The sequence below is a fragment of the Arsenicicoccus dermatophilus genome (assembly GCF_022568795.1).
GTDB classification, from domain to species: domain Bacteria; phylum Actinomycetota; class Actinomycetes; order Actinomycetales; family Dermatophilaceae; genus Arsenicicoccus; species Arsenicicoccus dermatophilus.
In genome coordinates, this window is sequence record NZ_JAKZHU010000001.1 from 2,798,486 (window position 1) to 2,823,485 (window position 25,000).

Annotated in this window: 19 protein-coding genes and 1 tRNA gene; 9 read left to right on the top strand and 11 right to left on the bottom strand. The window is 74.0% G+C overall.

Annotation, left to right across the window (positions count from 1 at the left end; genetic code table 11):
- Positions 1-1,107, bottom strand: coding sequence for an ABC transporter permease (locus MM438_RS13000; protein ID WP_241453085.1), 1,107 nt, complete (start codon positions 1,105-1,107; stop codon positions 1-3).
- A 129-nt stretch (positions 1,108-1,236) separates the two neighbouring features.
- Between MM438_RS13000 and MM438_RS13005 the strand changes: the two genes are divergently transcribed.
- From MM438_RS13005 to MM438_RS13015, 3 genes are all read left to right on the top strand, one after another.
- Positions 1,237-2,562, top strand: coding sequence for a sensor histidine kinase (locus MM438_RS13005; RefSeq protein WP_241453086.1), 1,326 nt, complete (start codon positions 1,237-1,239; stop codon positions 2,560-2,562).
- Complete coding sequence (locus MM438_RS13010; RefSeq protein ID WP_241453087.1) at positions 2,559-3,197, top strand: response regulator; 639 nt, start codon at positions 2,559-2,561, stop codon at positions 3,195-3,197. Before MM438_RS13005 ends, MM438_RS13010 begins: the two co-directional genes overlap by 4 nt.
- A 329-nt stretch (positions 3,198-3,526) precedes the next feature.
- Entirely contained in the window at positions 3,527-4,909 is a 1,383-nt protein-coding gene (locus MM438_RS13015; protein ID WP_241453089.1) for a thioredoxin family protein, read from the top strand.
- 998 nt (positions 4,910-5,907) lie between these two features.
- On the opposite strand, the gene MM438_RS13020 is transcribed toward MM438_RS13015, so the two are convergent.
- The 4 genes from MM438_RS13020 to tmk form a co-directional block, all read right to left on the bottom strand.
- Positions 5,908-5,981 (bottom strand) — tRNA-Thr (locus MM438_RS13020).
- 60 nt (positions 5,982-6,041) lie between these two features.
- Positions 6,042-7,577, bottom strand: a complete 1,536-nt coding sequence (locus MM438_RS13025; RefSeq protein WP_241453091.1) for an alpha/beta hydrolase — start codon at positions 7,575-7,577, stop codon at positions 6,042-6,044.
- A gap of 114 nt (positions 7,578-7,691) precedes the next feature.
- Complete coding sequence (locus tag MM438_RS13030) at positions 7,692-8,825, bottom strand: DNA polymerase III subunit delta' (protein WP_241453503.1); 1,134 nt, start codon at positions 8,823-8,825, stop codon at positions 7,692-7,694.
- A 77-nt stretch (positions 8,826-8,902) separates the two neighbouring features.
- Positions 8,903-9,598, bottom strand: a complete 696-nt coding sequence (gene tmk / locus MM438_RS13035; RefSeq protein WP_407568189.1) for a dTMP kinase — start codon at positions 9,596-9,598, stop codon at positions 8,903-8,905.
- A gap of 168 nt (positions 9,599-9,766) precedes the next feature.
- Between tmk and MM438_RS13040 the strand changes: the two genes are divergently transcribed.
- Together MM438_RS13040 and MM438_RS13045 are read left to right on the top strand one after the other, a co-directional pair.
- Positions 9,767-11,632, top strand: a complete 1,866-nt coding sequence (locus MM438_RS13040) for a putative bifunctional diguanylate cyclase/phosphodiesterase (protein ID WP_241453092.1) — start codon at positions 9,767-9,769, stop codon at positions 11,630-11,632.
- A gap of 164 nt (positions 11,633-11,796) precedes the next feature.
- Positions 11,797-12,912, top strand: a complete 1,116-nt coding sequence (locus MM438_RS13045) for a YihY/virulence factor BrkB family protein (protein WP_241453093.1) — start codon at positions 11,797-11,799, stop codon at positions 12,910-12,912.
- Between the two features lie 130 nt (positions 12,913-13,042).
- Here MM438_RS13045 and MM438_RS13050 read toward each other — a convergent pair whose 3' ends face one another.
- The 3 genes from MM438_RS13050 to MM438_RS16815 all read right to left on the bottom strand — a co-directional run bounded on the left by MM438_RS13050 (position 13,043) and on the right by MM438_RS16815 (position 15,732).
- Positions 13,043-13,897, bottom strand: a complete 855-nt coding sequence (locus MM438_RS13050; RefSeq protein ID WP_241453519.1) for a hypothetical protein — start codon at positions 13,895-13,897, stop codon at positions 13,043-13,045.
- A gap of 81 nt (positions 13,898-13,978) precedes the next feature.
- Positions 13,979-14,821 carry a hypothetical protein gene (locus MM438_RS13055; protein ID WP_241453094.1) on the bottom strand — a complete coding sequence of 281 codons (843 nt, stop codon included), beginning with the start codon at positions 14,819-14,821 and terminating at the stop codon, positions 13,979-13,981.
- Between the two features lie 140 nt (positions 14,822-14,961).
- Positions 14,962-15,732: a MerR family transcriptional regulator gene (locus MM438_RS16815; protein ID WP_241453095.1), complete on the bottom strand. Its 771-nt coding sequence runs from the start codon at positions 15,730-15,732 to the stop codon at positions 14,962-14,964.
- A 105-nt stretch (positions 15,733-15,837) separates the two neighbouring features.
- Between MM438_RS16815 and MM438_RS13065 the strand changes: the two genes are divergently transcribed.
- Genes MM438_RS13065 through MM438_RS13080 form a run of 4 tightly spaced genes read left to right on the top strand, consistent with a single transcriptional unit; the run spans position 15,838 to position 19,276 of the window.
- Positions 15,838-16,470, top strand: a complete 633-nt coding sequence (locus tag MM438_RS13065) for an ABC transporter ATP-binding protein (RefSeq protein ID WP_241453096.1) — start codon at positions 15,838-15,840, stop codon at positions 16,468-16,470.
- Positions 16,460-17,335 (top strand): DUF6297 family protein, encoded by an 876-nt coding sequence (locus MM438_RS16820; RefSeq protein ID WP_241453097.1) that lies wholly within the window; start codon positions 16,460-16,462, stop codon positions 17,333-17,335. Before MM438_RS13065 ends, MM438_RS16820 begins: the two co-directional genes overlap by 11 nt.
- Positions 17,242-18,036: a DUF6297 family protein gene (locus MM438_RS13075; RefSeq protein WP_241453506.1), complete on the top strand. Its 795-nt coding sequence runs from the start codon at positions 17,242-17,244 to the stop codon at positions 18,034-18,036. Before MM438_RS16820 ends, MM438_RS13075 begins: the two co-directional genes overlap by 94 nt.
- 58 nt (positions 18,037-18,094) lie before the next feature.
- Positions 18,095-19,276 (top strand): trans-sulfuration enzyme family protein, encoded by a 1,182-nt coding sequence (locus MM438_RS13080; RefSeq protein WP_241453098.1) that lies wholly within the window; start codon positions 18,095-18,097, stop codon positions 19,274-19,276.
- Between the two features lie 278 nt (positions 19,277-19,554).
- On the opposite strand, the gene MM438_RS13085 is transcribed toward MM438_RS13080, so the two are convergent.
- The 3 genes from MM438_RS13085 to MM438_RS13095 all read right to left on the bottom strand — a co-directional run bounded on the left by MM438_RS13085 (position 19,555) and on the right by MM438_RS13095 (position 24,960).
- Positions 19,555-20,154, bottom strand: a complete 600-nt coding sequence (locus tag MM438_RS13085; RefSeq protein ID WP_241453100.1) for a hypothetical protein — start codon at positions 20,152-20,154, stop codon at positions 19,555-19,557.
- A 157-nt stretch (positions 20,155-20,311) separates the two neighbouring features.
- Positions 20,312-23,185, bottom strand: a complete 2,874-nt coding sequence (topA, locus tag MM438_RS13090; protein WP_338155553.1) for a type I DNA topoisomerase — start codon at positions 23,183-23,185, stop codon at positions 20,312-20,314.
- Positions 23,186-23,358: 173 nt separating this feature from the next.
- On the bottom strand, positions 23,359-24,960 hold the full coding sequence (locus MM438_RS13095; protein WP_241453106.1) for a N5-glutamine methyltransferase family protein: 1,602 nt from the start codon (positions 24,958-24,960) through the stop codon (positions 23,359-23,361).
- Between the last annotated feature and the right edge of the window lie 40 nt (positions 24,961-25,000).

The following is a 25,000-nucleotide window of genomic DNA, read 5'->3' on the forward strand; positions in this document are numbered from 1 at the left end:
TCAGCTGCCTCCGAGAGCGAGCAGGGGGTCGACGCGGGAGACGCGCCGGGTGGCGGCCGCCGAGCCGAGCAGGCCCAGGACGGCGATGCCGAGGACGGGTACGGCGAAGGTCGTCGGCCCGGCGAGCACGGGGGCGGTGTCGCGCAGGGCGAGCACCGTCGACGCCCCGAGCGCGCCGCCGAGCAGGGTGCCCACGACGAGCAGGCTCGCCGCCTGGCCGAGGGCGTCGCCGAGGACATAGCGGCGGGAGGCCCCCAGGGCCCGCAGCACCGCCAGGTCACGGGTGCGCTGGATCGTCCAGACGCTGACGAAGGCCAGCACGACCAGCGCGGAGATCGCGTAGAGGAAGCCCTGGACCAGCAGCAGCGAGGAGCGCTCGCTGCGGTAGCCGGGCAGGGCGCCGAGCGAGTCGCCCGGGCTCAGGGCGACGGTCCCGGCCCGGGCGTCCAGGGCCGCGAGCGCCTCGTCGGACCCGGTGGTGCGAACCAGCAGCGCCGAGCCGACCTGCCCGCGCGCCAGGTGCCCCACCTGGGCGAAGGTCGAGCTGGTGACGAGGGCGACCGGGGAGTGCGAGTACCACCGGGTGGGCCGCACCGCGGCGACCCGCAGCCCGTGCCCCTCGACGTCGACCGGGTCGCCGACGCGGACGCCGAGCGCGTCGGCCGTGTCCTGCGGCAGCACGATCGCCCTCTCGTCGAGCGGTGGGGTCGCGGGGGCCTGGTCGGTGAGGGTCCGGGCCGCCACACCGGTCGGTGGCGCTCCCCACAGCGCCACCGACGCGGCGGACCCGGTGCCCGGGCGTGCGACCCGGGCGTGCCCGATGGCCAGCGGCTCCACGCCCTCGACCCCGGCCGCAGCCGACCAGGTGCGGGCCTGCGCGGCGGTGACCACCGAGTCGCCATACGTCGCGGTCGTCCCCGAGGTGGGGGTGAGCACGATCCGGTCGACGCGCCCGTCGAGCGTGTCGAGGGCCGAGGTGGACTGTCGGCCGAGGCCCTGGGTGAGGGCGGTGAGCACGGCGAGCAGCAGGGTGATGAGCGCGACGACGGTCACCATCAGGGCGAACCGTCCTCGCGCGGTGCGGATCTCACGCAGGGCGACGAACATGGCTCCAGCCTCCCTCCCCGCCGGACCGGTCCGGCGGGGTCCGGTGGTCGGGGTCCCGCGACGACCGGACGGGTCAGGACGGTCCGTCCGGACCGGTGACGAGCCGCCACGCGGGGTTATCGTGCGCGGGTGAGCGCGCCCGCCGGACCCGTGAGCGACCGTCGCCTGGTCGTGACGATGCGGCACGCCATGCACACCGCCGTCGGGCTGCTGACGCTGGTGGCGGTGCTGCGGTCCTGGCTGCAGCGAACGACCGTGCCCGCCGGGGAGACTCGCGTCTGCCTCGCCCTGGGTGCGGCCGGGCTCCTGCTCCTGCTGTATGCCGCCGGGAGCGCTCGTCCTCATCCCCTGTCCGACCGCTTCGGCCACCACGACCCGCTGTCTCCTCTCCCCCTCGGGCCGGCGACGCGGTGGTGGCTGGCCGGGCTGCTGCTCCTGTGGGGCCTCGGCGTCCTGGCCACGGACGGCTTCGCGTGGGTGGCCTTCCCGATGTTCTTCCTCGCCCTGCTGGCGCTGCCCGGGCCGGGCGGGCCGCTCGTGGTGCTCGCCCTGGTGGGCTGGGCCGTGGCGGGTGGGTCGGCGCGAGACCACCTGTGGGGCGGGCCGATCGCTCCACCCGCGGTCGGCGCCTGGCTGGGTCCGCTGCTCGGCGCCCTGGTGGCCCTGCTCGGCCAGGCGATCTACGTGCAGCTGCGCCGGGACGCCCTGCGACATCGCGCCCTGCTCGACGAGCTGCGGCGCACCCACGAGGATCTCGCGGCCACCGAGCACACCAACGGCGTCCTCGCCGAGCGCGAGCGGCTCGCCCGCGAGATCCACGACACCATCGGCCAGGGGCTCGCCTCGATCGTCGTGCTCGCCCGCACCGCCCGCCCCGACGACCCCCAGGCGCTGGCTCTGATCGAGACCACGGCGCGTGAGAACCTCGCGGAGGCAAGGCGATTCACCCGCGACCTGGACGGCGGGCCCGCGAGCGCGGCCGGGCTCGAGGCAGCCCTGCGGGGCCTCGTCGCCGACGCCGCCCGCCGCTCCCAGGCGGCCGGCCACCCGCTCGACGTCACCGTCTCGGTCACGGGAAACCCTCCCTCCCAGGTGGCTCCGGCCACGATGACCGCCCTGCACCGCGGCACCCAGGCGACCCTGGCCAACGTCCTGCGTCACGCGCGGGCGTCCCGCTGCGCCGTCGGGCTGGGCTGGTTCGGGGACGAGGTGGTCGTGGACGTGGTCGACGACGGGGTGGGCTTCGACCCCGCCGCGCCCGGGCCGTCCGACGGGACGGCGCACTTCGGGCTGCGAGGGCTGCGGGCACGACTCGCCGAGGTGGGCGGCGCCGTGACCGTCGACAGCGTCCCCGGCGAGGGCACCACCGTGGCGCTGACCGCCCCCGTCCGGCATACGGCCGCGGGCCGCACGCCCGACCCCCACCCGCCCGCGCAGCCGCAGGAGCAGCCATGACCTCCCGGATCGTCCTGGTCGACGACCACCCCATCGTCCGGGCCGGGCTGCACACCCTGCTCGCCGCCGACCCGCGCATCGACGTGGTCGGCGAGGCCGCCTCCGGCGAGGAGGCGCTCGTGGTGGTCGACGCGCTCGCCCGCGCCGGGCAGGGCCCGGACCTGGTGCTCATGGACCTGCAGCTCGGCACGGGGATCACCGGCATCGAGGCCACCCGGCAGCTGCGCGCGACCCACCCGCAGGTGCGGGTGATGGTGCTGACGACCTTCGATGCCGACACGGACATCTTCGGGGCGCTCGAGGCCGGTGCCGTCGGCTATGTCCTCAAGGACACCCCCACCGCCACCCTGGTCCAGGCGGTGCTCGACGCCGCGGCCGGCCGCCCAGCCCTGTCCCCGGAGGTGGCGCTGCGCATGGTCGGTCGCGTCGCCGCCCCGGACGCCGGGCTGAGCCCGCGCGAGGCCGAGATCCTGCAGCTGCTCGCCACCGGGGCCGGCAACCGGGACATCGCGCGACGCCTGTTCATCTCCGAGTCCACGGTCAAGGGGCACCTGGTGCACGTGTACGACAAGCTCGGCGTGGACAACCGCACGGCCGCGGCGCGGGTGGCCCGGGAGCGCCGGCTGATCCGCTGAGCGCCCGCCCACCCGTCGACCGGACGGCTGGCTGAAGGCTGGCTGGGGACCCGTGGTGCTGCCCGGCTCGACATGCGGGACCAAGATCACTGGTCGTGGTTGTTTTGTGACCTATCGCCACCTTTTTGCCGGGACATGTGACCGAGGCAGCCTGCCGGCTACGCAAGGTCACCCTTGAGGTCTGTCGGTGGGTAGACGAGTTTTCACCTGTTTGGCCCGCCGCTAGGGTCCGAGGTGTCCCTGTCGCGCAGCGCGGCCCGCTCCGGTCGAGCGCTCGCCCAGGAACCCCTCCGTCCCCGGGCCCCGGCCCGCTCCAGACAGGAACTCACATGCACAGCTCGTCCAAGACCGCCGGCGCGCTGGCCGCCGGCCTCATGGTCGCCGGCCTCGGGGCCGGTTTCACCCCCGCTCTCGCCGCCCAGGCCACCCCCGCACGCTCCGTCCCGGCCGTCGACGTCGCCGCCCAGGGCTCCGTGGTCGAGGTCACCTCCGCCAACAAGGCCCAGGTCAAGGAGATGGCCAAGTCCAAGCCGGTCGTCTTCCTGGTCACCGCGCCGTCGTGGTGCGGCGCCTGCCGCCAGCTCGACCCGGTCATCCACGACCTCAACGCCAAGGCCGGCGGCACCTGGACCCTCGCGGTCATCGACACCGACAAGGCCAAGGACGCAGCCCAGGAGTTCGGCGTCCGCGGGCTCCCCACGATGATCCCCTGGGGCAAGAGCGGCGAGATGAAGTCGCCCGCCCGCATGGTCGGCTGGGGCGGCCAGGGCAAGACGAGCAGCTGGATCGACAGCGTGGTCAAGGCCTACGGCCCCACCAAGCCGGGCCCGAAGCCCGCCCCCAAGCCGGCCCCCACCAAGCCCGGCCCGAAGCCCGGCCCCAAGCCGGCCCCCACCAAGCCCGGCCCCAAGCCGGCCCCCACCAAGCCGGGCCCGAAGCCCGCCCCGGTACCCACCAGCACCCCAGCCCCGGCCCCCGTGCCCGGTGACGGCAAGCTGCCCACCCTCCCCGCGGGCGCCGTGCAGCTGACCGACAAGAACTTCCAGAAGGAGGTCATCCAGGAGTCCGCCAAGCGCACCGTCGTCATCGACTTCTCCAAGGACCAGTGCGAGCCCTGCCTGGCGCTCGCGCCGATCATGGACGAGAAGTACAAGGCCGACAAGGGCTCCTGGCAGTACACGCGTCTCGACGGCACGGCCTTCCCGGAGCTGTGGAAGAAGTTCGACAACCCGTGGTTCCCGACCCTCATCGCCTTCCGTGACGGCAAGGAGATCGCCCGTCACACCGGCTACGAGGGCGACAAGGCTGCCATCACCGCGTGGCTCGACGGCGTCGCCAAGGGCCAGGCCCCCGCGAACGACCCGCTCGTCATGGAGCTCAAGGACACCGCGACCTGGAACCAGATGATCGCCATGTCCAAGCGTCACCCGGTCGCCCTGCGCGTCCACATGGGCCGCCCCTTCCGCAAGCACGGCGAGATGGCCGAGAAGATGGTCAAGGCCGACGGGGGCAAGTGGAGCCTCGTCAACGCCGACCTGCCGACGGTGGCCTGCCTGCTCCACGGCCGTGGCGTCCGCCCCCAGGGCATGCCGATCATGTACGTCTTCTACAACGGCAAGATGCAGCTCAAGCCGCTGGTGGGCTTCGTCCAGGAGCCGCAGATGCGTCAGTGGATCGACACCATGCTGAGCACGCACTACCCCAAGGCCTGATCCGCTGATCGCCTGAGGTCACCCACCCCGGCACCGGGGCTGCACGCAGCCCGGGTCCCCGCCGGGGTGGGTGATTCCTTCTTCCGGCGCACCCCCGCAGGATCCTGCGGGCTTCTCCGACGCCCCACGGAGGCTCGCCCGCCCCGCCCCCATGCTGCCCGCCCCCATCCGTCCCCTGGCGCCCTCCCCTGCGCTGTTGGGGCAGCCCACGGTGCAGTCTCCTCACCACAGACACCGACGACAGGTGGATCCGCCAGCTCACGGCCACTCGGGGTCGCGCGCGGATCCACCTGGCACCACGGCGCTGCCAGCTCGAAGGGGCGGCTCGTCGGTGACCTCGAACCGGTCGGGGAGCAGGTCTACGAGATGCGCTTCCACGTCGGTCCCGGCTGCCGGGTCTGCTACCTGCAGCACGAGCAGACCGTCGTCCTGCTGCTGGTCCGAGGAGACACGTCGACCCAGACCACGGACATCGACACGGCCACGGGCGTGGCAGAGGCCGCCGGCGTCGGCCGCGAGTCTCTCCACACGTCGCTCAGCACGACCGGCAACCCGTCCTTCAACACCGTGGAGCAGGCACGCTCCACAGCCCACCTCGTGCCGGGGCGGCACCGTCACCGGGGACCGACCGCGTCAGGAGCAGACCCCGCGGCGCGGACCGGCCCACCACGGCGACAGAGCACACCGGCACGGCATGAACGTGCCGGTCATCGCGGGTTCCCGAGGTGATGTCATGTGGTCGTCCCCAGCAGGCCCGGCGTACGGCACGACGTCCGCGCCATCCACCGCCACCGCCATCCGGATGCTGCGACACCGCAGGTCAGAACCTCAGACGGAAGAAGCTCCGGGGAGCGCAGCACCAGGGGAAGGCCGGGTCGGGAGAGGGATCTCGGGAACGTGGTGCCACTCGGGTCGGTCGAGGTATCGCCGGGGCCGCCGCGCCACCCCTCCCCGGAAGCAGCGGAAAGGCCCCCCACGGTGGTGGAGGGCCTTGTCCGAGCCGCTTGTCGGAATCGAACCGACGACCTATTCATTACGAGTGAATCGCTCTGGCCGACTGAGCTAAAGCGGCATCAGCCGTCGAGGACGACCGGTCGCTCACTATACAGGTCGGCCAGGCTCGCGAGCCAACTCAGCAGCGGGCGCCGTCGGAGGGCACCTTGTCCTTGACGAGGTAGTCGTCGACCAGCCGGTCGATGCAGTTGTTGCCCTGCTGGTAGGCCGTGTGGCCGTCCCCCTCGCGGGTGACCAGGACGCCCTCGTCGAGCGCCTTGGCCAGGGCCACGGAGTTCTCGTAGGGGGTCGCCGGGTCGCGGGTCGTGCCCAGCACGACGATGGGTCCGGAGCCGGTCGCCTTGATCGGCTCGGCCTTGCCCTTGCCCGTGACCGGCCAGGGCCCGCACACCGACTCGCCCCAGGCCATGAACCGGCCCCACACCGGGGCGGCGGCGGTGAAGTCCTTCTCCTCCTGGGCGAAGGTGTCCGCACCTCCGGGCGTCGGGCGGTCCAGGCAGTTCACCGCGTTGATCGCCTGGAGCATGTTGCCCTTGTAGGTGCCGTCGTCGTTGCGGTCGGCATACTGCATCGCCAGGCGCATGAGCGGCTGCCCGTTGTCCTGCTTGGCGGCGATGAGCGCCTGGTCCAGGTCGGGCCACAGCTCGGAGGAGTACATCGGCAGCGCCAGGCCCAGCGAGGCCCACCCCTCGGTGAGGGTGCCGGTGCCGATGCCGCGGGCGTCGATCGGCTTGGCGTCGACCTGCTTGAGGAAGTCGCTGAGACCCTGCATCGCCTCGTCGACGGTCTTGCCGAGGGGGCACTGGCCGGTGCCGACGCAGTGCTCCATGTACGCCCGCGTGGCCCGCTCGAAGCCCGTGGCCTGCCCGAGCGCCGACTGCTTGCCGTCCTGGGCGGGGTCGATGACGCCGTCGAGGACCACGCGCCCGACGTGCTTGGGGAACAGGCCGGCGTAGGTCGCCCCCAGGAAGGTGCCGTAGGACGCGCCGTAGTAGTTGAGCTTGGGGTCGCCGATCGCCGCCCGCAGCACGTCCATGTCCTTGGCGGCCTCGACGGTGGAGACGTGCGCGATCAGGTCACCGGTGCGCTGCTTGCAGGCGTCGGCGAACTTCTTGTTCTGCGCCATCATCTGCTCGCGCTCGGACTGGTCGTCGGGCGTCGGGTCCTGCCCGAGGAAGGTGTCCATCTCCTTGGCGTCCAGGCAGGTGACCGGGTGGGAGCGGGCGACGCCGCGCGGGTCGAAGCTGACGATGTCGTAGTGCCGCTGCACGTTCCCCGCCACCGTGGGTGCGAAGTCCTCCACGAAGTCCACCCCGGAGGCACCCGGGCCGCCGGGGTTGATCACCAGGGAGCCCGCACGGGAGCGGGACGTGGACCGCTGGCGCTTGAGGGCGAGTTTGATCGTCTCGCCCGTCGGCTTGTCGTAGTCCACGGGGACCAGCAGCTCGCCGCACTGGAAGCGCCCGCACTTCTGCCAGTCGATGGTCTGGGAGTAGAACTTCGCGAGGTCGGGCGAGTGGGAGGGCATGCCCGCCGCCGAGGTGGTGCTGGTGGCGGTCTTCTGCGAACCGGGCAAGGAGCAACCACCGACGGCCAGGGAGAGGCCGGTGAGGACGGCGAGCACACGGGCAGGACGGGACGGGCGCGGCAGCATGCGGGAGATCTCCAGGTCAGCAGGGGCGGGAGCGGGCGGTGGATCGTCGCTCTGGCTGATGGTATGGCGAGAGACTGGGTCTCCGGCACCAACTCCTCCCAGACGCGCCCCGGCTCACCGCGGCAGACGCAGCGCCAGGCACATCGCCTCGAGCGCCAGCAGGGGCGCGACGTTGCGGTCGATGCGCTCGCGGGCGATGCCGATGGCGTCGATGGCGTGCAGCAGCTGCTCGGAGGTGTTGACCTGCGCGACGCGGGCGACCACGGGCTCGATGTCCACGTTGACCAGGTCGACGGGTGTGCCGAGCCGGCGGACGAGGGCGTCGCGATAGACGCTGGTCAGGTCCACGAGGGAGCGATCGATGACGTCGCGGGCGTGGCGGGTGGCCCGCTGCTTCTGCTCGCGTTCGAGGGCGGCGACCGCGGACCGGACGTGCGGCGGCTGGGCGCGCGCGGCGGGGTCGGCCCCGAGGCGCTCCAGCAGCTGGCGGCGCTCGACGGCGTCGCGCTCCGCGCCGGAGGCTCCGGACTCCTCGTCGGCGATGGCGGCCAGGTCGGCCGCGGCGTCGACGGCGTCGCCCACCCCCTGGATCTTGGCCGGCAGCGACACGATCGTGTGCCGGCGCTCACGGGCGGCCGCGTCGGTGGCGAGCCGCCTGGCGATACCGATGTGGCTCTGGGCAGCGCGCGCGGCGTAGGCCGCCATCGCGGGGTCCACCCCGTCGCGGCGCACGAGCAGCTCGGCGACCGCGGCGACCGGAGGCGTCCGCAGCCGCACGTGCCGCGACCGCGAGCGGATCGTCACGATGACGTCGTGGAGCGAGGGTGCGCACAGCAGCCACACCGTGCGCGACACCGGCTCCTCGACGGCCTTGAGCAGCGCGTTGGCAGCCTGCTCGGTGAGCCGGTCCGCGTCCTCGACCACGATCACCCGGTAGCGGCCGACCGAGGGCCGCAGGGCGCCGGTCTGCACCAGCTGCCGGGCGAGGTCGACGCCGATGGACAGCCCGGAGGTGGCGACCACGTCGACGTCGGCGTGGGTGCCGTCCAGCGCGGTCCGGCACTCCAGACAGGTGCCGCACCCGCCCTGCGGGCACTGCAGCGCGGCGGCGAAGCAGCGGGCCGCCACCGACCGCCCGGACCCGGGCGGCCCGGTCAGCAGCCAGGCGTGCGTCATCGCCGTCGGGTCGGCCACCGCGGCCGACAGGGTCTCGATCGTGGGCTGCTGGCCGACCAGCTGCTCCCACACCCCGGGCCCGGCCGCCGCGGTGGCGCCGACGGGCGAGGTGACCGACGAGGCCGGTCCTGGCTGCGTCGTCGGGCTGGTCACGGCAGCAGCTCCGCGAGCCGCTCGCGCACCGCGGCGTGCACCTGCTCGGGCGGCAGCGACGCGTCCACGACGAGATAGCGCTGCGGCTCGGCGGCCGCCAGGGCCAGGAAGCCCGCCCGCACCCTCTCGTGGAAGTCGTCCGGCTCGGACTCCAGCCGGTCGTGCACGTCCCCGCGGCGCTCCCGGCCGGTGGCGGCGCTGACGTCCAGCAGGACGGTGAGGTCGGGCAGCAGCCCCTCGACCGCCCACAGCGACAGGTCGCGGATCTCCTGCGCGGCCAGGGCGCGCCCCGCCCCCTGGTAGGCCACGGAGGAGTCGAGGTAGCGATCGGTCACGACGACCTCGCCTCGCTCCAGCGCCGGGCGGACGACGGTGGCGACGTGGTGCGCCCGGTCCGCGGCATACAGCAGCGCCTCGGCGCGGGGGGCGACGTGGTCGCCGTGCAGCAGCAGCTCGCGCACCTGGACCCCGAGCGGCGACCCGCCGGGCTCGCGGGTGAGCACGACGGTGTGGCCGAGCCCGCCCAGCCAGTCCCGCAGCAGGGCGGCCTGCGTGGACTTGCCGCCCCCGTCGCCGCCCTCGAGCGCCACGAAGATCCCGCCCGACGTCCGGCGGCCGGGCTCCGGACGGGTCCGGGCTCCTGGGGTCCCGGCCGGGGACGTCGCCGCCGAGGTCTGCGCTCCTGAGATCACGGAACCGAGCCTAGGACAGCCTGCCGACATACCTCGGGGCCACGACGACCCTCGGACGACTCACGCTCGGTCACGCTGTCGGTGCATCCCGCGACGATCTTCCCCGTGCGGAGGCCCTTGACGGCGCCGACGCCGCCGCAGTACGGGATCGGCTCTACCCTGGAGCACGTGACGACGCCTGGGGAGGACGAGCGCAGCGGCCGACGGCTCGCTGCGCTGCCCTCTGCGCGGTTCCCCCGAAACGCCTTCACCCACCTGAGCGCGCTGGCCGATCGCCTGCCCCTGTCCGGCAGCCGTCAGGACCTCGTGGACGCCCTCGCCACCCACCTCCCCAGGGTGCTGGGCCACCACCGGATCGAGCTCGGGCTGCTCGACGACCGGGGCCAGAACGTCACCGCGCACCTGCTCCACGGCGGCGAGCCCGGCGAGCTCCCGGTCACCACCTTCACCTTCGTGCCAGGATGCCTGGCCGGGCTCGAGCCCGGGGCGCCGCCGCACGTGCTCACCCTGGCGGGACAGACGCATCCCTTCCTGGTGACGCTGCTGGACCAGGGGTATGTCGAGCGGGTGACCGTCCCGATCACCCTCGGCCGGTCCCTGGTCGGTGGCCTGGCCGTCACCGCCCGCGAGGTCATCCCCACCCGCCTGGTCGACCTCGCGGCCCTCGTCGGTGCCATCGTCTCCAGCCGGGCCCATCGCCTCGTGGACGCCCCGCCGGCCGAGGACCCGCACGCCCTGCAGGCCCAGCTCACCGCGCTGCTCAGCACGACGCGCGCCCTGGAGCGGACCGATGCCCTCACCCAGCTGCCCAACCGCGCCGCGGCCTTCGAGGCCATCGGCGAGGCCCGGGCCGCGGGCCGGGGCGAGGCGTCCTTCGCGTTCATCGACCTGGACCACCTCAAGATGACCAACGACCGCCTCGGCCACAGTTCCGGCGACCGGGTGCTGCGGGCGGTCGCCGAGCGGCTGCGCGCCATCGACTCCAGCGCACCGACGACGGTCTTCCGGGTCGGCGGCGACGAGTTCGGCGCTCTGTCCGAGGGACCGGCCGAGGAGCTGCGCGACGCCCTGGAGGCCGTCGCCGAGGACCTCGCCCACCACCCCGTGCAGGTCGGCGGCCGCGACGTCCCCGCGACCTTCTCGGCCGGGGTCTACACCATCACCGGTCACGGCCACGGCATCGAGGAGATCGTCTCCCGCGCCGAGTCGGCGGCCTACCTGGCCAAGCGGTCCGGCCGCGGGCGGGTGCTCGTGCACGTGCCCAGCGCGGACGGACAGTCCGACACCCACGGCGAGCTGCGCCGGATGGACGCCGTCCGCTCCGCCGTGCTCGGCGGACGGCTCACGATGGTTGCCCAGCCCATCACCAGCGTGGTCAGCGACCTCGATGCCCCGATGGACGCCGAGGTCCTCGTGCGCCTCGTCGACGAGGACGGCCGACTCCTGCTCCCCGACGACTTCGTGGTCCTGGCCGAGCAGTACGACGTGGTCAACGCCCTGGACCGGGCCGTCCTCACCCGGGTCGTGGAGACCCTCGACCGCGAGGGCACCCATGCCCGGGTGTCCTGCAACGTCAGCCCCCACTCGATGGTCGACGGCGCCTTCGTCGACTGGGCCGAGGACCTCGTCCGCCGCTCCGGCCAGGCCGGGCGGCTGGTCGTCGAGCTCACCGAGCGGCTGCCCATCGGCTCCACGTCGGCCGTCCGCGCCGGTATGGACCACCTCGCCGCGACGGGGGTGGCCTTCGCCCTGGACGACTTCGGGGCCGGCACCACGAGCTACGGCAACCTGCGCGACCTGCCCGTCGACGTCCTCAAGGTCGACGGCGTGCTCGTGCGCGGCTGTCTGACCAGCGCGGTCGACCTGGCGATGCTCCGGTCCACGCTCGACGTGGCCCGGGCCCTCGGGATCCGCGCCGTCTGCGAGGGAGTCGAGACCCGCGAGCAGCTCGCCCGGGTCGTCGAGCTCGGCGCCGACGCGGTGCAGGGTTACTACTTCGGCCAGCCGGTCCCCTGGCCCGACGACTCGCGCTGAGCGGCTCGCCCACCTCCTGCCCGTCACGACTCACCTGCGCCATACCTGCCCTCGGGCCCACGGGCAGGACAACGGTCCGGACACGGTTCGCGCGGAATGTCCCGGTGCTCCCCGGGGCATGTGGTTGCCTGAACGCACCCCTGCCCCCCCGAGGAGATGACCCGATGACGCCCCCTCCCCCACGCGCCGACGAGGACGTCGACGACCTGGACCGTCCCGCCGGCGCTCGACCCGAGGACGACCCCGACGACCACGGCAAGCCGGAGGAGATGTCCGAGCTGCCCAGCCCGCACTGGAAGTACGCCTTCAAGCGCACCCTCAAGGAGTTCACCCGCGACGGGTGCACCGACCTGGCGGCCGCGCTGACGTACTACTCGGTGCTGTCGGTCTTCCCGGCGATCCTGGCCCTGATCTCGCTGCTCGGCATCTTCGGCCAGGACGGTGACACGCTCACCAAGATGCTCGACGGCGTCAAGCAGCTGAGTCCCCAGGCGGTGGACCTGCTCGGCCCGATCATCACGGAGATCGCGGCGTCCAAGGCGTCCGGCTTCGCGCTCGTCGTCGGTCTGCTGACCGCCCTGTGGTCGGCGTCGGGCTACATCGGCGCCTTCGGCCGGGCGATGAACCGCATCTACGACGTGCGCGAGGGTCGCCCCTTCCTCAAGCTGCGTCCCCTGCAGCTCGGCATCACCGCGGTGACCCTGCTGCTGATCACCCTGGCCGGCCTGCTGCTGATCATCTCCGGCCCGATGACGGACTGGGTGAGCGGCCTGGTCGGGCTCGACGGACCCGTCAAGACGGCCTACACCCTGATCAAGTGGCCCCTCATCGCCGTGGTCGTGTGCCTGGTCATCGCCCTGCTCTACTACGCCACGCCCAACGTCAAGCAGCCGACGTTCAAGTGGTTCTCGCCGGGCGCGGCCGTGGCCTTCGGGGTGTGGGTGCTCGCGTCGGCGGCGTTCGGGTTCTACGTCTCGAACTTCGGGTCCTACAACAAGACCTACGGCTCGGTCGCCGGCACCGTCGTCTTCCTGCTGTGGCTGTGGATCACCAACCTGGCGCTGCTCTTCGGCGCCGAGCTCGACTCGGAGATCGAGCGTTCCCGCCAGCTGGCCGCGGGCATGCCCGCCGAGGACCAGGTGCTCCTGCCGCCCCGCGACGACAAGGGGATCAAGAAGCAGGAGCGGACCGTCGAGGAGCTCAAGGCCGAGGCCACGGACCTGCGCCGCGAGGGCATCAGGGAGCAGGCCCGCAAGGAGCGGCAGGACGACCGCGGCTGATCCTGGAGCCATCTCGTCGAGGGCGTCCCCACCACGGGTGGGGACGCCCTCGGCCCGTGCGGGCCACGGACGGTCTCGGCGTGCGGGCCCCGGTGCGGACCAGGGGTATGCCGCAGCAACCGAGCCGGGGTCACCCCTCGGCAGAGGTGCGGCGTCGCCCGGGGAACTGGCGGCGCAGCCACAGGCAGCCCCCCAGCACCAGCGAGGTGAGCGCGAGGAAGAGCCCGGTGGCGCGCTCCACGGAGTCGCCCGGGTCCCTCCAGGCGGCCGCTGCAGCCGCGTGACCGGGGCCCACGGACGGCCGGGTGCCGGGCGGGGCGGGGGCGCCGGGTGCAGAGACGGGCTCGGGGGTGGCCTCGGCGACGCCCGCGACAGCATCGGTCGGCACCGCGGCTGCTGTCCGGCCCGGCTGCGCCGGAGCCCTCGAGGCGGGGGCCGGCACGGAGGCCGACGTGGTCGCCGGGGTGGGCGCGGTGCTCGGCGAGGGCGGCACCGCCGACCGGGCAGCGGCGGCGGCCCGACCGGGAGCCGGCGCCACGACGGTGACGGTGACGGGTGGGGGCGGGACCACCACGGTGACGGTGGGTCGAGGCGAGGCGGTCACGGCGTGGCCGGCGGGTGCGGGCAGGGCCGGGGAGGCGGCGGTGCGGGGCGTGGGCGGCACGGCGGACCGGGCGGCCACGCCTGGCGTCGGGCTCGCCCCGACCACCGCCGTCGTGGTGGCGGGCGCCCCCTCCAGGGGTGGGAGCCTGGCCGCGAGATCGACCGAGCGGACATGCCCGTCGGTCACCCGCGGGGTGCTGGAGCGCGGGCTCGAGGGACCGGCCTGGCCCAGGCCCGTGGCCCCCAGCCCCAGCAGCCCGGCGGCGCCGAGCAGGATCAGGGGGGCGCGGCCCGGGTGGTCCGAGGGGACCCCGGAGGACTCCTCGCTGCCGTCGAGTCCCATCGACGACAGCAGGGCGCGTCCGAGCCGAGCTAGGACCATGGCGGGAGGGTTCCTCCGGATCGGGGTCGACGTCGGACAGGCACTGCCGTCACCCCCGCAGGTCGTGAGATCTCTTGGGGCTCAGGCGAACTCTTCGTCCCCACGGTTGCGACGGCGCACATAGATGATGCCACCGGAGAGGGCAGCCGTCAGCGCGGCGAAGAACGCTCCGGTGCGCCCCACGTCATCGCCGGGGTCCCGGATGACCGACGACGCCAGCGGCTCGGCCTCGCTGCTCGTGGGTGAGGGGGCCGGGTCCGTGCTGGTCGGGTCGGGCGCCACGCCGGGCGCCGCCTCGGTGCCGAGGGGATCGGTCTCGGTGGCGGGTGCCTCGAGCGGGATCGTCGTGGTGGGGTGCTGCGTGGTGGGCATCGCGTCGTCCGGCGTCGGCGAGGAGGACGACGAGGACGGCGCGGTGCCGTCGGGGGTCCCCCGGTGCGACGTCGGGGAGCGCCTGGAGCGCGTCGGCTCAGGACGCGACGTCGGGCGAGGAGGCGCGGTCGTGACGGTGGCCGTGGGCCGCGGTCGCGGCGGCGCCGGCGACGACGGGGACGTCGTGGGCCCCGGCGCCGGCGGCACGGTGGGCCGTGGGCGGGGCGTGGTCGGCCGCGGGGATGAGGTGGGCGGCGCCGGGGGTGACTGGGTCGGCGTGCTCGTGGGCTTGGGCGGCTTGGGCGTCTTGGTGGGCCGCGTCCGGGTGGGGGTCGGCGTCGGGGTCTCGCCCGGGGGGATGGTGATCGTCGGCTGCGGCTTGATCACCAGGGCCACGGGCACCGACCCGGCCCGGGGCTGGCGGCTCGTGGCCGCGCCGGTCGAGGCCGCCGCGGGCAGCACGGTCCCGGCTGCGACGACGGCACCCAGACCGACGGCCGACAGAGCCACGAGCCCGCGGCCAGGGGCAGGACGGAACGGATGGTGACGCATCGGGACCTTCTTCCGGGCCGCAGAGGGACGACCCTCTGGCCAGAATACGTAACGAAAGCGGCGATGGTCACCCGTTGCCACACTTCGTCCACAGGTCCCGCAGACCTCGGCAGCCCCTCCCGTCCCATCTGCCCCAGGCGTCACATGCCTTCGCCGACAGCCCCGTGACGTGCGGCGTTGGACACGATGGCCTCGTGCAGCCACTGCGCGAGGCCCGGGTGGCGCTCCTCGTAGTGGGAGCGGAAGCGCTCGTCCGCGACAGACATCTCGGCGAGCCTGACGTGGAACGTGTGCGGGCAGTCGTAGTGCCGCCCGATCGCGGCCCGGTGACGCTCCGCAAGCACCGCGGCCACGTCGGAGCCCGGGTCCTCCCCCGCGGCCAGGGCCGCCGCGAGATCCCGCTCCAGCGCGTCGGACTCGGCCTTCACGTCGGCCCAGTCGGCCTTCGTCATACCGGCCTGACGAGCCTGGGCCTGCTCCCACTGCGGGGTGTCGCCCCAGCGCTGCTCGGCCTCGGCCTGGTAGCCCTCGTGCTCGTCCCAGGCCTGGCCGAAGATCTCCTGCAGGTCCTGGGGGGTGGCGGGGGTGTCGTTCATGGCTCTCTCCATCGCTCGGTCGATGGCCCGCACGAGGTCACGCATCTCGGCGAGCCTGGTCCTGACCACCTCGCGCTGGCGGCGCAGGTGCGCCACCGCCGCCTGGCTCCCCTGCGCGTCGACGTCCGCGAGCAGCTGGGCGACCTCCTCCAGGGAGAAGCCCAGCCGCCGGTAGACGACCACGTGCTGCAGCCGCCCCAGGTCGTCCTCGGTGTAGAGGCGATAGCCCGCGGCGCTGCGCTCGCTCGGGCACAGGATCCCGACCTGGTCGTAGTGGTGCAGGGTGCGCACCGTCACGCCATACGTCTCGGACACCTAACCGACCGTCAGCAGCTGCACGGGAACCATTGTCGTCGTGGTCATGTCTGTCACGGTGACGGCTCACGTCGCGTGAGGGTCAAGCGATCGGGGGGGAAAGCCATGGACCAGGGCCTGGCGATCGTCGGTCTGAGCAAGACGTATGCCGGACGCCCGGTGGTCCGCGACGTCACGGTCCACGTGCGGCCGGGGGAGGTGGTCGCCCTCGTCGGACCCAACGGCGTGGGCAAGACCACGCTGCTGCGGTGCGTCCTGGGCCTGGAGCGACCGGATGCGGGCGAGGCGACGCTCGACGGCCGGGCGCTGCGCGACACCGACCCCGAGGTGCGGCGGGCGGTGTGCGCGGTGCTCGACGACGCGGGCTTCTGGCCGGACGTGACCGTGCTCGAGCACCTGGACGTGCTGGCCCGCGCCCACGGCGTCGCGGACCCCGACGAGCGGGTGGACGCGGCGCTGGACACCCTGCGGATCGCCCATGTCGCCGACCAGGTGCCGTGGACCCTCTCCTCCGGCCAGCGACGCCGGGTCTCGCTCGCGGCCACGCTGGTGCGACCGTGGTCCCTGCTGGTCCTCGACGAGCCCGAGCAACGGCTGGACCAGGCCGGACGGGCCTGGCTCGGGACCTGGCTGGCCGACCGGGCCGCCGCGGGGAGGTCGGTGCTCATGGCCTCGCACGACCCGGACCTGGTCGCCGCCTCGGGGGCGCGCGTGGTGGAGCTGCACGGTGCCGTCTGAGGCGGGCGCCGCGGACCTGGCGGACGCCCGTGCCTACCTCGGGCGGGCCCGGCGCGAGCACGGCGAGCCGGGCGGCGCCGTCACCGAGGTCTACACGTGGGTGCTCGGCCTGCTGCTGCTCGCCGCGATGACCGCGAGCGGGTGGAGCCACCTGATCGCCCGGGCCGCGTGCACCGGGGCCGGCTGCGGTCACGGGGGCGGCCCCGTCGCAGCCGTCGCCCTGGGTCTGCTCGTGCTGGGCGCGACCGCCGCGGCCGTCCGCGACTGGGGACCGGTCGGCGCGGACGCGACCCGGACGACCTGGCTGCTCTCCGGGCCCGCGCCCCGACGGCCCGACCTGCGCGGGCGGGTGTGGCTCGTCGCCCTCGGCGCGGCGCTCGTCTGCGGGCTGGCAGGCCCCACGGTGGCGGCCACCGCCGGGCTGCCGGTCACCCCGGACGCCCTGGCGTGGGGCACACCGCTCGGCGCCGTCCTGGGGGCCCTGGTCACCGGGGGCGTCGCCGCGGCCCAGCACGACCCGGTATGGCGCACCCGGATGACCCGGCTCCCGCCCCTCCTCCTGCTGGCGGGGTGCTCGTCGCGGGGCTCGCCCGCCTCACGGCCGGGGCCTGGTCCGGCCTGGGCGGAGCGGGCGCAGGCCCGGCGGGCTCAGGCGGATGGCCTGGCCTCCCGGCCGGGCTGTCGGTGCCGGGACTGCCCGTGCCGGGGCTGCCGGCGCCCGTGCTGCTGCTCGCCGCCGGAGCCTTCGCCCTGGCTGCCGCCCTCGCCCTGCTGGCCCTCGCCGACCGACGGTGCGACGCGGTGGACGGCGCCGAGCTGCAGCGGGCGGGCGAGTCCTTCTCGACGGCCCACGAGGCGGCGCTGATGCTCGACGCGAGCGCGGTGGCCCAGCGCGCCGAGCATGCCCGCCTCGGACGCCGAGGCCGGTTCGGCTCCCGGCGGGGCGCGGGCACCGGCGTGCTCGCCCTGGTGCACCGCGACCTGGCGAGCGTCGCCCGCCGGCACGACCGGCTGCTTCTCGGCATACCCCTGCTGGTGGGGTGCGCGCTGCTCGCCACCATGGCGCCGCCCCTGGTCACCCTGCCCGCGCTGGGTCTGGCCGCGGCCCGCGTCGCCCGCGACGCCGGGGACGGGCTCGTCCTGTGGACCCGCTCGACCGGGCTGCGCCGGGACCTGCCGCTGCCCGACCACCAGGTGCGATCGGCGCTGCTCGTCGGCCCCGTGCTCGCCGCGGCGCCCTGGAGCCTGGCCGCCTCCGCCCTGGTGGGACTCCCGCTCGCGACCGCCGCCACGCTCACCCTCGCGGCGGTCGCGTCGCTGCTGGCAGGTGCCCGCCCACGCAACCTCGCCCTCATGGGCGTGATGATCCCGACGGCCTTCGGGATGATGCCGGCGGGCGCCCTGACAGCGGCCCAGGGCTACGAGGTCGCGCTCGTGGCCGTCTCCGGCGCGGTGGTCGCGCCCTGGCCCGTCGACGTCGCGGTCGCGGCGCTCGCGGTCGCGTGGCAGTGGTCGCGCTGCACCCGGGCCGACCTCCCCGCGCCGAGGCAGGTGGGCGCTCGCTAGTCTGACGACGCACCGCCACCGCGGCGCTGCTGCAAAGACGCAGAAGGAGAGCCCACCCATGGCCGCTTCCCCCGAGGGCGACATGCGCCCCGACACCCTCGCCGTCCATGCCGGACGCGCCGACCTGACGGCCCTCGGCGTGCACGTGCCGCCGATCGACCTGTCCACCACCAACCCGGTGAGCGACGTCCTCGCGGGGGGCGCGAGCTATGACAACCTCGCCACCGGCGGCCGCCCGGCTCCCGGCGACACGCACATCTACCAGCGGCTGTGGAATCCCACCGTCGCCCGGGCCGAGGAGGCCGTCGCCGCCCTCGAGGGCTGCGACGAGGCCGTCCTCTATGCCTCCGGCATGGCGGCCCTGTCGGCCGTGCTCGTGGCCTGCGCGTCCGCGGGGACCCCGCACGTGGTGGCCGTCCGTCCGCTCTACGGCGGCACCGACCACGTCCTCGACCACGGCCTGCTCGGCACCACGGTGAGCTGGGTGAGCGCCGACGGGATCGCCGACGCCATCACCCCGCAGACCGGCGTCGTCATCGTGGAGACCCCGGCCAACCCCACGCTGGAGCTGCTCGACCTGGACGACGTGGTCCGGCAGGCGGGCGACGTGCCCGTCCTGGTCGACAACACCTTCGCGACCCCCGTGCTGCAGCAGCCGGCCCGCCACGGGGTCACCCTGGTCCTGCACTCGGCGACGAAGTACCTCGCCGGCCACGGCGACGTCATCGCCGGCGTCGTCGCCACGAACGCCGACTGGGCCCGGCGTCTGCGCTCGGTCCGCGCGCTCACCGGCGCGCTGGTGCACCCGCTGTCGGCCTACCTCATCCACCGCGGGCTGCAGACCCTCCCGATCCGGGTGCGCGCCCAGCAGGCCACCGCGCAGCAGGTCGCCGAGCACCTCGCCCAGCACCCCGCCGTCGAGCGGGTGTACTACCCCGGGCTGCCCGGTCAGGACCCGCAGGGGATCATCGGTCGGCAGCTGGCCGGACCCGGCGCCATGGTGGCCTTCGCCGTCAAGGGCGGGTATGACGCCGCTGCGCGGGCGGTCGACCGGACCTCGCTGGTCATCCATGCCGTGTCGCTGGGCGGGGTGGACTCGCTCATCCAGCACCCGGCCTCGCTGACCCACCGCCCGGTCGCCGACGCCGCGAAGCCACACGCCGACGTGCTGCGCCTGTCCATCGGGCTCGAGGACGCCGCGGACCTCATCGCCGACCTGGACGCCGCGCTGGGCGACTGACGACTCCCCACCGGCCGGCGCTCACGCCGACCACCCGCCCGATCGGTCTCCCGCCCGAGCCCCCGGCTCGGGCGGGAGACCGATCGCCGGTGCGACGCACAGGCGACCGGGTCAGGTGCAGATGCAGCAGAGCCTGAGGATCCGTGCCGGCGCCCCCACGTCCGACTCGGATCCCGAGGCTCTTGGTCCTCATGCCCCGGGTCGACGCCGCCCGGGGACACGAGCGCGGCGGTCCCGGCCCCCGACGGGCCAGTCCGCCACGTGTCGTGTCCCGCGCGTCAGCGGCAGGGCTTGGCGACCTCGAGGACGTGGTCGCGCGCCGCCTTGCTCTCGGCGAGACCGGCCTTGACGATGCCCGGGACGGCGGCCGGCTTGTTGGCCCCCTGGACCTTGCTGGCGACGGTGTCGAAGGACTCCAGGGCCGTGCGCCAGTCCTGGGCCAGCTCGGCCGGGGGACGCACCGGGCCGAGGCGCTGCAGACGGTCCACGACGGCCTCGGTGGTCACCTTGATGTCAGCGCCGGTGGGCAGGTCGCCCATGTCCTTCGGGCTCCACTGCGCGACCTTGAGGTCGCCGCAGAACTCCTGCATGGTCGCACCCTTGGCGCCCGAGGCCCCCGGGACGCCCGCGTCCTGCTTGGTCAGCGTGGAGGGAGCCATGTTGCTGGGGTGCGGCTCGCCGACGGCGACGCCGTTGCTCGTCGTGGCGGACCCGGCCGCGGGGGTGGTCGCCTCGGCGGCGGACCCCTGGGCGGGGGCGGCCGCGGCGGTCGTGGCGACGGTGGTCTGGGAGGCGGCCGAGTCGCCACCGCCGCACGCGGACAGGGAGACCGCAGCGGTGACGAGGACGCCGGCGAGGGCGAGAGAGCGGATGGTCATGAGGCGACGATAGATCCCGCTCCCCGGCCTGCCAAGACCATGGGCCATTCGATTACCGAGAGCATCGAGATGTTGACGTTATGCCGCGAAAATTGGCTTCCACCAGCGGCATTCATCACCTCAGCGTGACGAGTGTTCACCTGCTCCCAGGTAGCTGTCAGCCGGCGTCAGGGACCTCGCCCGGCTCGGCCGTCGTGGTGGCGGTCGCCGCGCTCGGGGCGGACTTCGCGGCCGCCTTGGTCGTGGCCTTCGTGGTGGCCTTCTTCGTGGTCGCGCTCGTCGCCTTCTTCGCCGTCGCCTTCTTCGTGGCCGTGGTGGCGGCCTTCTTGGCAGGAGCCTTCTTCGCCGGCGCCTTCTTGGCCGCCCGCTTGCGCGTGGTCGGCCCCTTGGCGCGCTTCTCGGCCAGCAGCTCGAAACCGCGCTCCGGCGTGATCGTCTCCGGGTCGTCGTCCTTGCGCAGGGTCGCGTTGGTCTCGCCGTCGGTGACGTAGGGCCCGAAGCGACCGTCCTTGACGACGGTGGGCCTGCCCGACACCGGGTCCTCGCCGAGCTCCTTCAGCGGCGGCTTGGCCGCGCCCCGGCCACGCTGCTTGGGCTGGGCATAGATGGCGAGTGCCTCGTCCAGGGTGATCGTGAACAGCTGCGCCTCGGTCTCCAGGGAGCGCGAGTCGGTGCCCTTCTTGAGGTAAGGGCCGTACCGGCCGTTCTGCGCCGTGATCTCCACGCCCTCGGCATCGACGCCGACGACCCGGGGCAGCGACAGCAGCTGCAGCGCCGTCTCCAGGTCGATCGTCGCCAGGTCCATGTCCTTGAAGAGCGAGGCCGTCCGCGGCTTGATCTTGGCCTTGCCCTTGAGCTCGGCCTCCTCCTCCGACAGCGCCTCGGTGACGTAGGGGCCGTATCGACCCGAGCGCGCCACGACGGTGCGCCCGGACGCCGGGTCCTGCCCCAGCTCGCGGCCGTCGTCGGAGGCCAGCTCCAGCAGCTCGCGGGCCTTGGCCGGGGTCATCTCGTCCGGCGCGATGTCGTCGCCGATGGTGGCCCGCCGCGGCGCCGCCCCGTCCGCGGGCAGCTCCACGCCCTCGGCCACCTCGCCCGTGGCCGGGTCCACGCCCGCCGGCAGCACCTCCTCGACATACGGGCCGTAACGCCCCACCCGCACGACCATGCCGTCGCCGAGCTCGATGGTGGAGATGCCCTTGGCGTCGATCTCCCCGAGGTCGGCGACGAGCTCCTGCAGCCCCTCCGCGTCGCGGGTCGGGTCGCCGAAGTAGAACCGTTGCAGCCACTGCACCCGGCCCAGGTCGCCGGACGCGATCCGGTCGAGCGACTCCTCCATGCCGGCGGTGAAGTCGTAGTCGACGAGCTCGGTGAAGTGCTCCTCGAGCAGACGGGTCACCGCGAACGCCAGCCAGGTCGGGATCAGCGCGGACCCACGGGTGCGGACGTAGCCGCGGTCCTGGATCGTGCCGACCGTCGCGGCGTAGGTGGACGGGCGACCGATGCCCTTCTCCTCCAGCGCCTTGACCAGCGTCGCCTCGGTGTAGCGGGCGGGCGGCTTGGTCTCGTGGCCCTCCGCCTGCGCACGCAGCGTGTCCAGCGCGACGCCGACGGACAGCTTGGGCAGGCGACGCTCCTCGTCGGCCTGGGCCTTGGCCGCGCGCTCGTCCTCGTCCCGCCCCTCCTCGTAGGCCGCGAGGAAGCCACGGAAGGTGATCACGGTCCCGCTCGCGGCGAAGGTCACCCGGCGGCCGTCGGCGAGCTCGCCGCCCAGCTGCACGGTGGCCGTGGACCCGCGGGCGTCGGCCATCTGGGAGGCGACGGTGCGCTTCCAGATCAGCTCGTAGAGCGCGAACTCCTCGCCGCGCAGCTCCCCGGCGACCTGGGCGGGGGTGCGGAAGCGGTCACCCGCAGGACGGATCGCCTCGTGCGCCTCCTGGGCGTTCTTGGACTTCTTCTCGTAGCGCCGCGGGGCGTCGGGGACGTACTCCGCGCCGTACAGGTCCCGGGCCTGCTGCCGCGCCGCCGTCAGCGCCTGCTCGGACAGCGTCGTCGAGTCGGTGCGCATGTAGGTGATGTAGCCGCCCTCGTAGAGCCGCTGGGCGACGCGCATGGCGTTCTTGCTGCTCATCCGCAGCTTGCGGGAGGCCTCCTGCTGCAGGGTGGAGGTGATGAACGGCGCGGACGGGCGGCGGGTGTAGGGCTTCTCGGAGACGTCGGTGACCATGACGTCCGCGGCCGTCACGGCGGTGGCGATGCCCTGGGCCGCGGCCTCGTCGAGCTGGACGACGTTGCGGGCCGTCAGGGTCCCGTCGTCGGCGAAGTCGCGCCCCTGCGCCACCCGCTGCCCGGCGACCTCCGACAGGCGCGCGGCGAAGGCCTGGCCCCCACCCTCGGGCACGAACTCGCCCTCGACGTCCCAGAAGGACGCCTTGCGGAAGGCCATCCGCTCCCGCTCGCGCTCGACCACCATGCGGGTCGCCACGGACTGCACGCGGCCGGCCGACAGGCCCTGGCGGACCTTGCGCCACAGCACCGGGCTGACCTCGTAGCCGTAGAGCCGGTCCAGGATCCGGCGGGTCTCCTGGGCGTCGACGAGGTCCTGGTCGATCTCACGGGTGGCGTGCACCGCGCGCTGGATCGCCTCCTTGGTGATCTCGTTGAAGACCATCCGTCGGGTCGGGACCTTGGGCTTGAGCACCTCGCGCAGGTGCCAGGCGATGGCCTCGCCCTCGCGGTCCTCGTCGGTGGCGAGGTAGACCTCGGACGCGTCCTTGAGGAGGCGCTTGAGCTCGGTGACCTTCTTCTTCTTGTCCTGGTCGACGACGTAGTAGGCCTCGAAGCCATGGTCCACGTCCACGGCGAACTTGCCGAAGGGGCCCTTCTTCATGTCCGCGGGCAGCTCGCGCGGGTTGGGCAGGTCGCGGATGTGGCCGATGGAGGCCTCCACGACGTAGTCGTCCCCGAGGTAGCCCTGGATGGACCTGACCTTGCCGGGGGACTCCACGATGACGAGCTTGTGACCAGCCACGGATGACACCTGCCTCACTTGACGCCCCCGCGACGGATTCGTCGTCGCCTGCGGCGGGGCGCTCGGTGGTCACCGTAGCGGAGGGAGCACGGTGCGCGCACAGAGACCCGGCGGCGCGCCCGCACGGCACATCCCTGGCAGCGCACCCCCGCCGCCGGGCCGACCCCGCAGACCTACCCCCGGCAGGTCTGCGTCAGGAGGCCGTCGGTCACCAGGGCCTCCAGCGGCGCCAGCACCTCCGCGACGACCTCGTCGGGGTCCCGCTCCAGCAGCGCGGCGATCGCCACCAGCGCCTGGTGCGGCGTGAGGCTGCCGTCGGCGACCGAGAGGTATGCCGCGAGCGCCGTCCCCGCCGTCACGGTGCGCCCGAGCCCGCCGCCCTGTCGCACCCGGATGATCGCCGGGTCCTCGGCCCCCGGCCGCCCGAAGCGCTCCTCGGTGACGTCGTCCGCCAGCCGCCAGGCAGTGTCCAGCAGCGCGGCCCGCCGGTCCGGCTGCTCGGCGAGCCAGGTGCGCACCCGCAGACCCGCGTCGATCGTCGGGCCCATCGGCGACCCGACAGGCCCGGTCACCTCGACCAGGTCCATCCAGGGGGCGCGCGCCGACGCCGGCCGCTGCAGGGTGACCACGCCGAAGCCGATCCCGGTGACCCCGCGCGACGCGAGGTCGTCGAGCCAGGCGGCATACAGCCGCTCGAAGTCCGGCCCGGAGGAGGTGCCGCCGTCGCGGACCCACAGCTCGGCGTACTCCGCCGGGTCCTGGACCTCCCGCTGCACCACCCAGGCGTCCAGGCCGGTGCCCTCGAGCCACCCCTGCCAGCGGTCGCGCCAGGTGCGGTCGGCGGTGATCTCCCAGTTGGCGAGGAAGTGGGCGATCCCACCCGGCTCCAGGTGCTCGCCGACGCCGCGGACCAGGCGCCGGACGAGGTCGTCGCCGCGAGCGCCCCCGTCGCGGTACTCGTAGGTCGGGACGCCGGCGCCGCGCGGCGTGATCACGAACGGCGGGTTGCTCACCACCAGGTCGAAGCGCTCCCCCGCCACCGGCTCGAGCAGGTCGCCCCGGCGCAGGTCCCAGGTCTGCCCGGCGAGGGCGGCGTTGAGGCGGGCGACGTCCAGCGCCCGGGCGGACAGGTCGGTCGCGACGATCGTGTCGGCGTGATCGGCCAGGTGCAGGGCCTGTATGCCGCAGCCGGTGCCGAGGTCGAGCGCCCGGCGCACCGGGCGACGGGGCGTCCACGAGGCGAGGGTCGCCGAGGCCCCTCCGATGCCGAGGACGTGGTCGGTGGGCAGCGCGTGGCCGAGGGCGAGCTCGCCCAGGTCGGAGGCCACCCACCAGGTGTGCGACTCGTCGCCGTAGGGCCGCAGGTCCAGCCGCGCCCGGACCAGCTCGTCTGCCCGCTCGACCGGCTGGGGGGACTCGGCCGACGCGTCCAGCTCGTTCGGCTCGGTCGACGTGGCGGGCTCGACCGGTTCGACGAGGCCGAGCGCGACCAGCCCGGCCGTCCCCGTGCGGGGCAGGGCCTCGTCGAGAGCCGCCGCCCGCACCGGCACCCCGAGGGTGAAGGCCCGCACCACCAGCTCCACGGGGCGCACCTGGCCGGGCCGGTCGGCGTCCTCGGTGACCCGGCGAGCGGGCAGGGACTGCTCCCGGTGCAGGGCTGCCGACGCGACCGGCCCGAGAGCAGCGGTGACCGCGTCCACCGTGTAGCCCACCTCCCCCAGGTCTGCCCGCAGGGCGGCGACGAGGGCGGGGTCCGGGACGGGAAGGTCGGTCATGCGCCCAGGGTAGGGCGACGACGGGCGCGGACCGGGTCGG

What these genes read in the sequence shown, in the direction of transcription:
- MM438_RS13055 (WP_241453094.1), bottom strand. Translation starts at nt 14,821, where the DNA reads ATGCGTCACCATCCGTTCCGTCCTGCCCCTGGCCGCGGGCTCGTGGCT.
- MM438_RS13000 (WP_241453085.1), bottom strand. Translation starts at nt 1,107, where the DNA reads ATGTTCGTCGCCCTGCGTGAGATCCGCACCGCGCGAGGACGGTTCGCC.
- MM438_RS13095 (WP_241453106.1), bottom strand. Translation starts at nt 24,960, where the DNA reads ATGACCGACCTTCCCGTCCCGGACCCCGCCCTCGTCGCCGCCCTGCGG.
- MM438_RS13050 (WP_241453519.1), bottom strand. Translation starts at nt 13,897, where the DNA reads ATGGTCCTAGCTCGGCTCGGACGCGCCCTGCTGTCGTCGATGGGACTC.
- MM438_RS13025 (WP_241453091.1), bottom strand. Translation starts at nt 7,577, where the DNA reads ATGCTGCCGCGCCCGTCCCGTCCTGCCCGTGTGCTCGCCGTCCTCACC.
- MM438_RS13080 (WP_241453098.1), top strand. Translation starts at nt 18,095, where the DNA reads ATGGCCGCTTCCCCCGAGGGCGACATGCGCCCCGACACCCTCGCCGTC.
- MM438_RS13045 (WP_241453093.1), top strand. Translation starts at nt 11,797, where the DNA reads ATGACGCCCCCTCCCCCACGCGCCGACGAGGACGTCGACGACCTGGAC.
- MM438_RS13085 (WP_241453100.1), bottom strand. Translation starts at nt 20,154, where the DNA reads ATGACCATCCGCTCTCTCGCCCTCGCCGGCGTCCTCGTCACCGCTGCG.
- MM438_RS13010 (WP_241453087.1), top strand. Translation starts at nt 2,559, where the DNA reads ATGACCTCCCGGATCGTCCTGGTCGACGACCACCCCATCGTCCGGGCC.
- MM438_RS13065 (WP_241453096.1), top strand. Translation starts at nt 15,838, where the DNA reads ATGGACCAGGGCCTGGCGATCGTCGGTCTGAGCAAGACGTATGCCGGA.
- MM438_RS13015 (WP_241453089.1), top strand. Translation starts at nt 3,527, where the DNA reads ATGCACAGCTCGTCCAAGACCGCCGGCGCGCTGGCCGCCGGCCTCATG.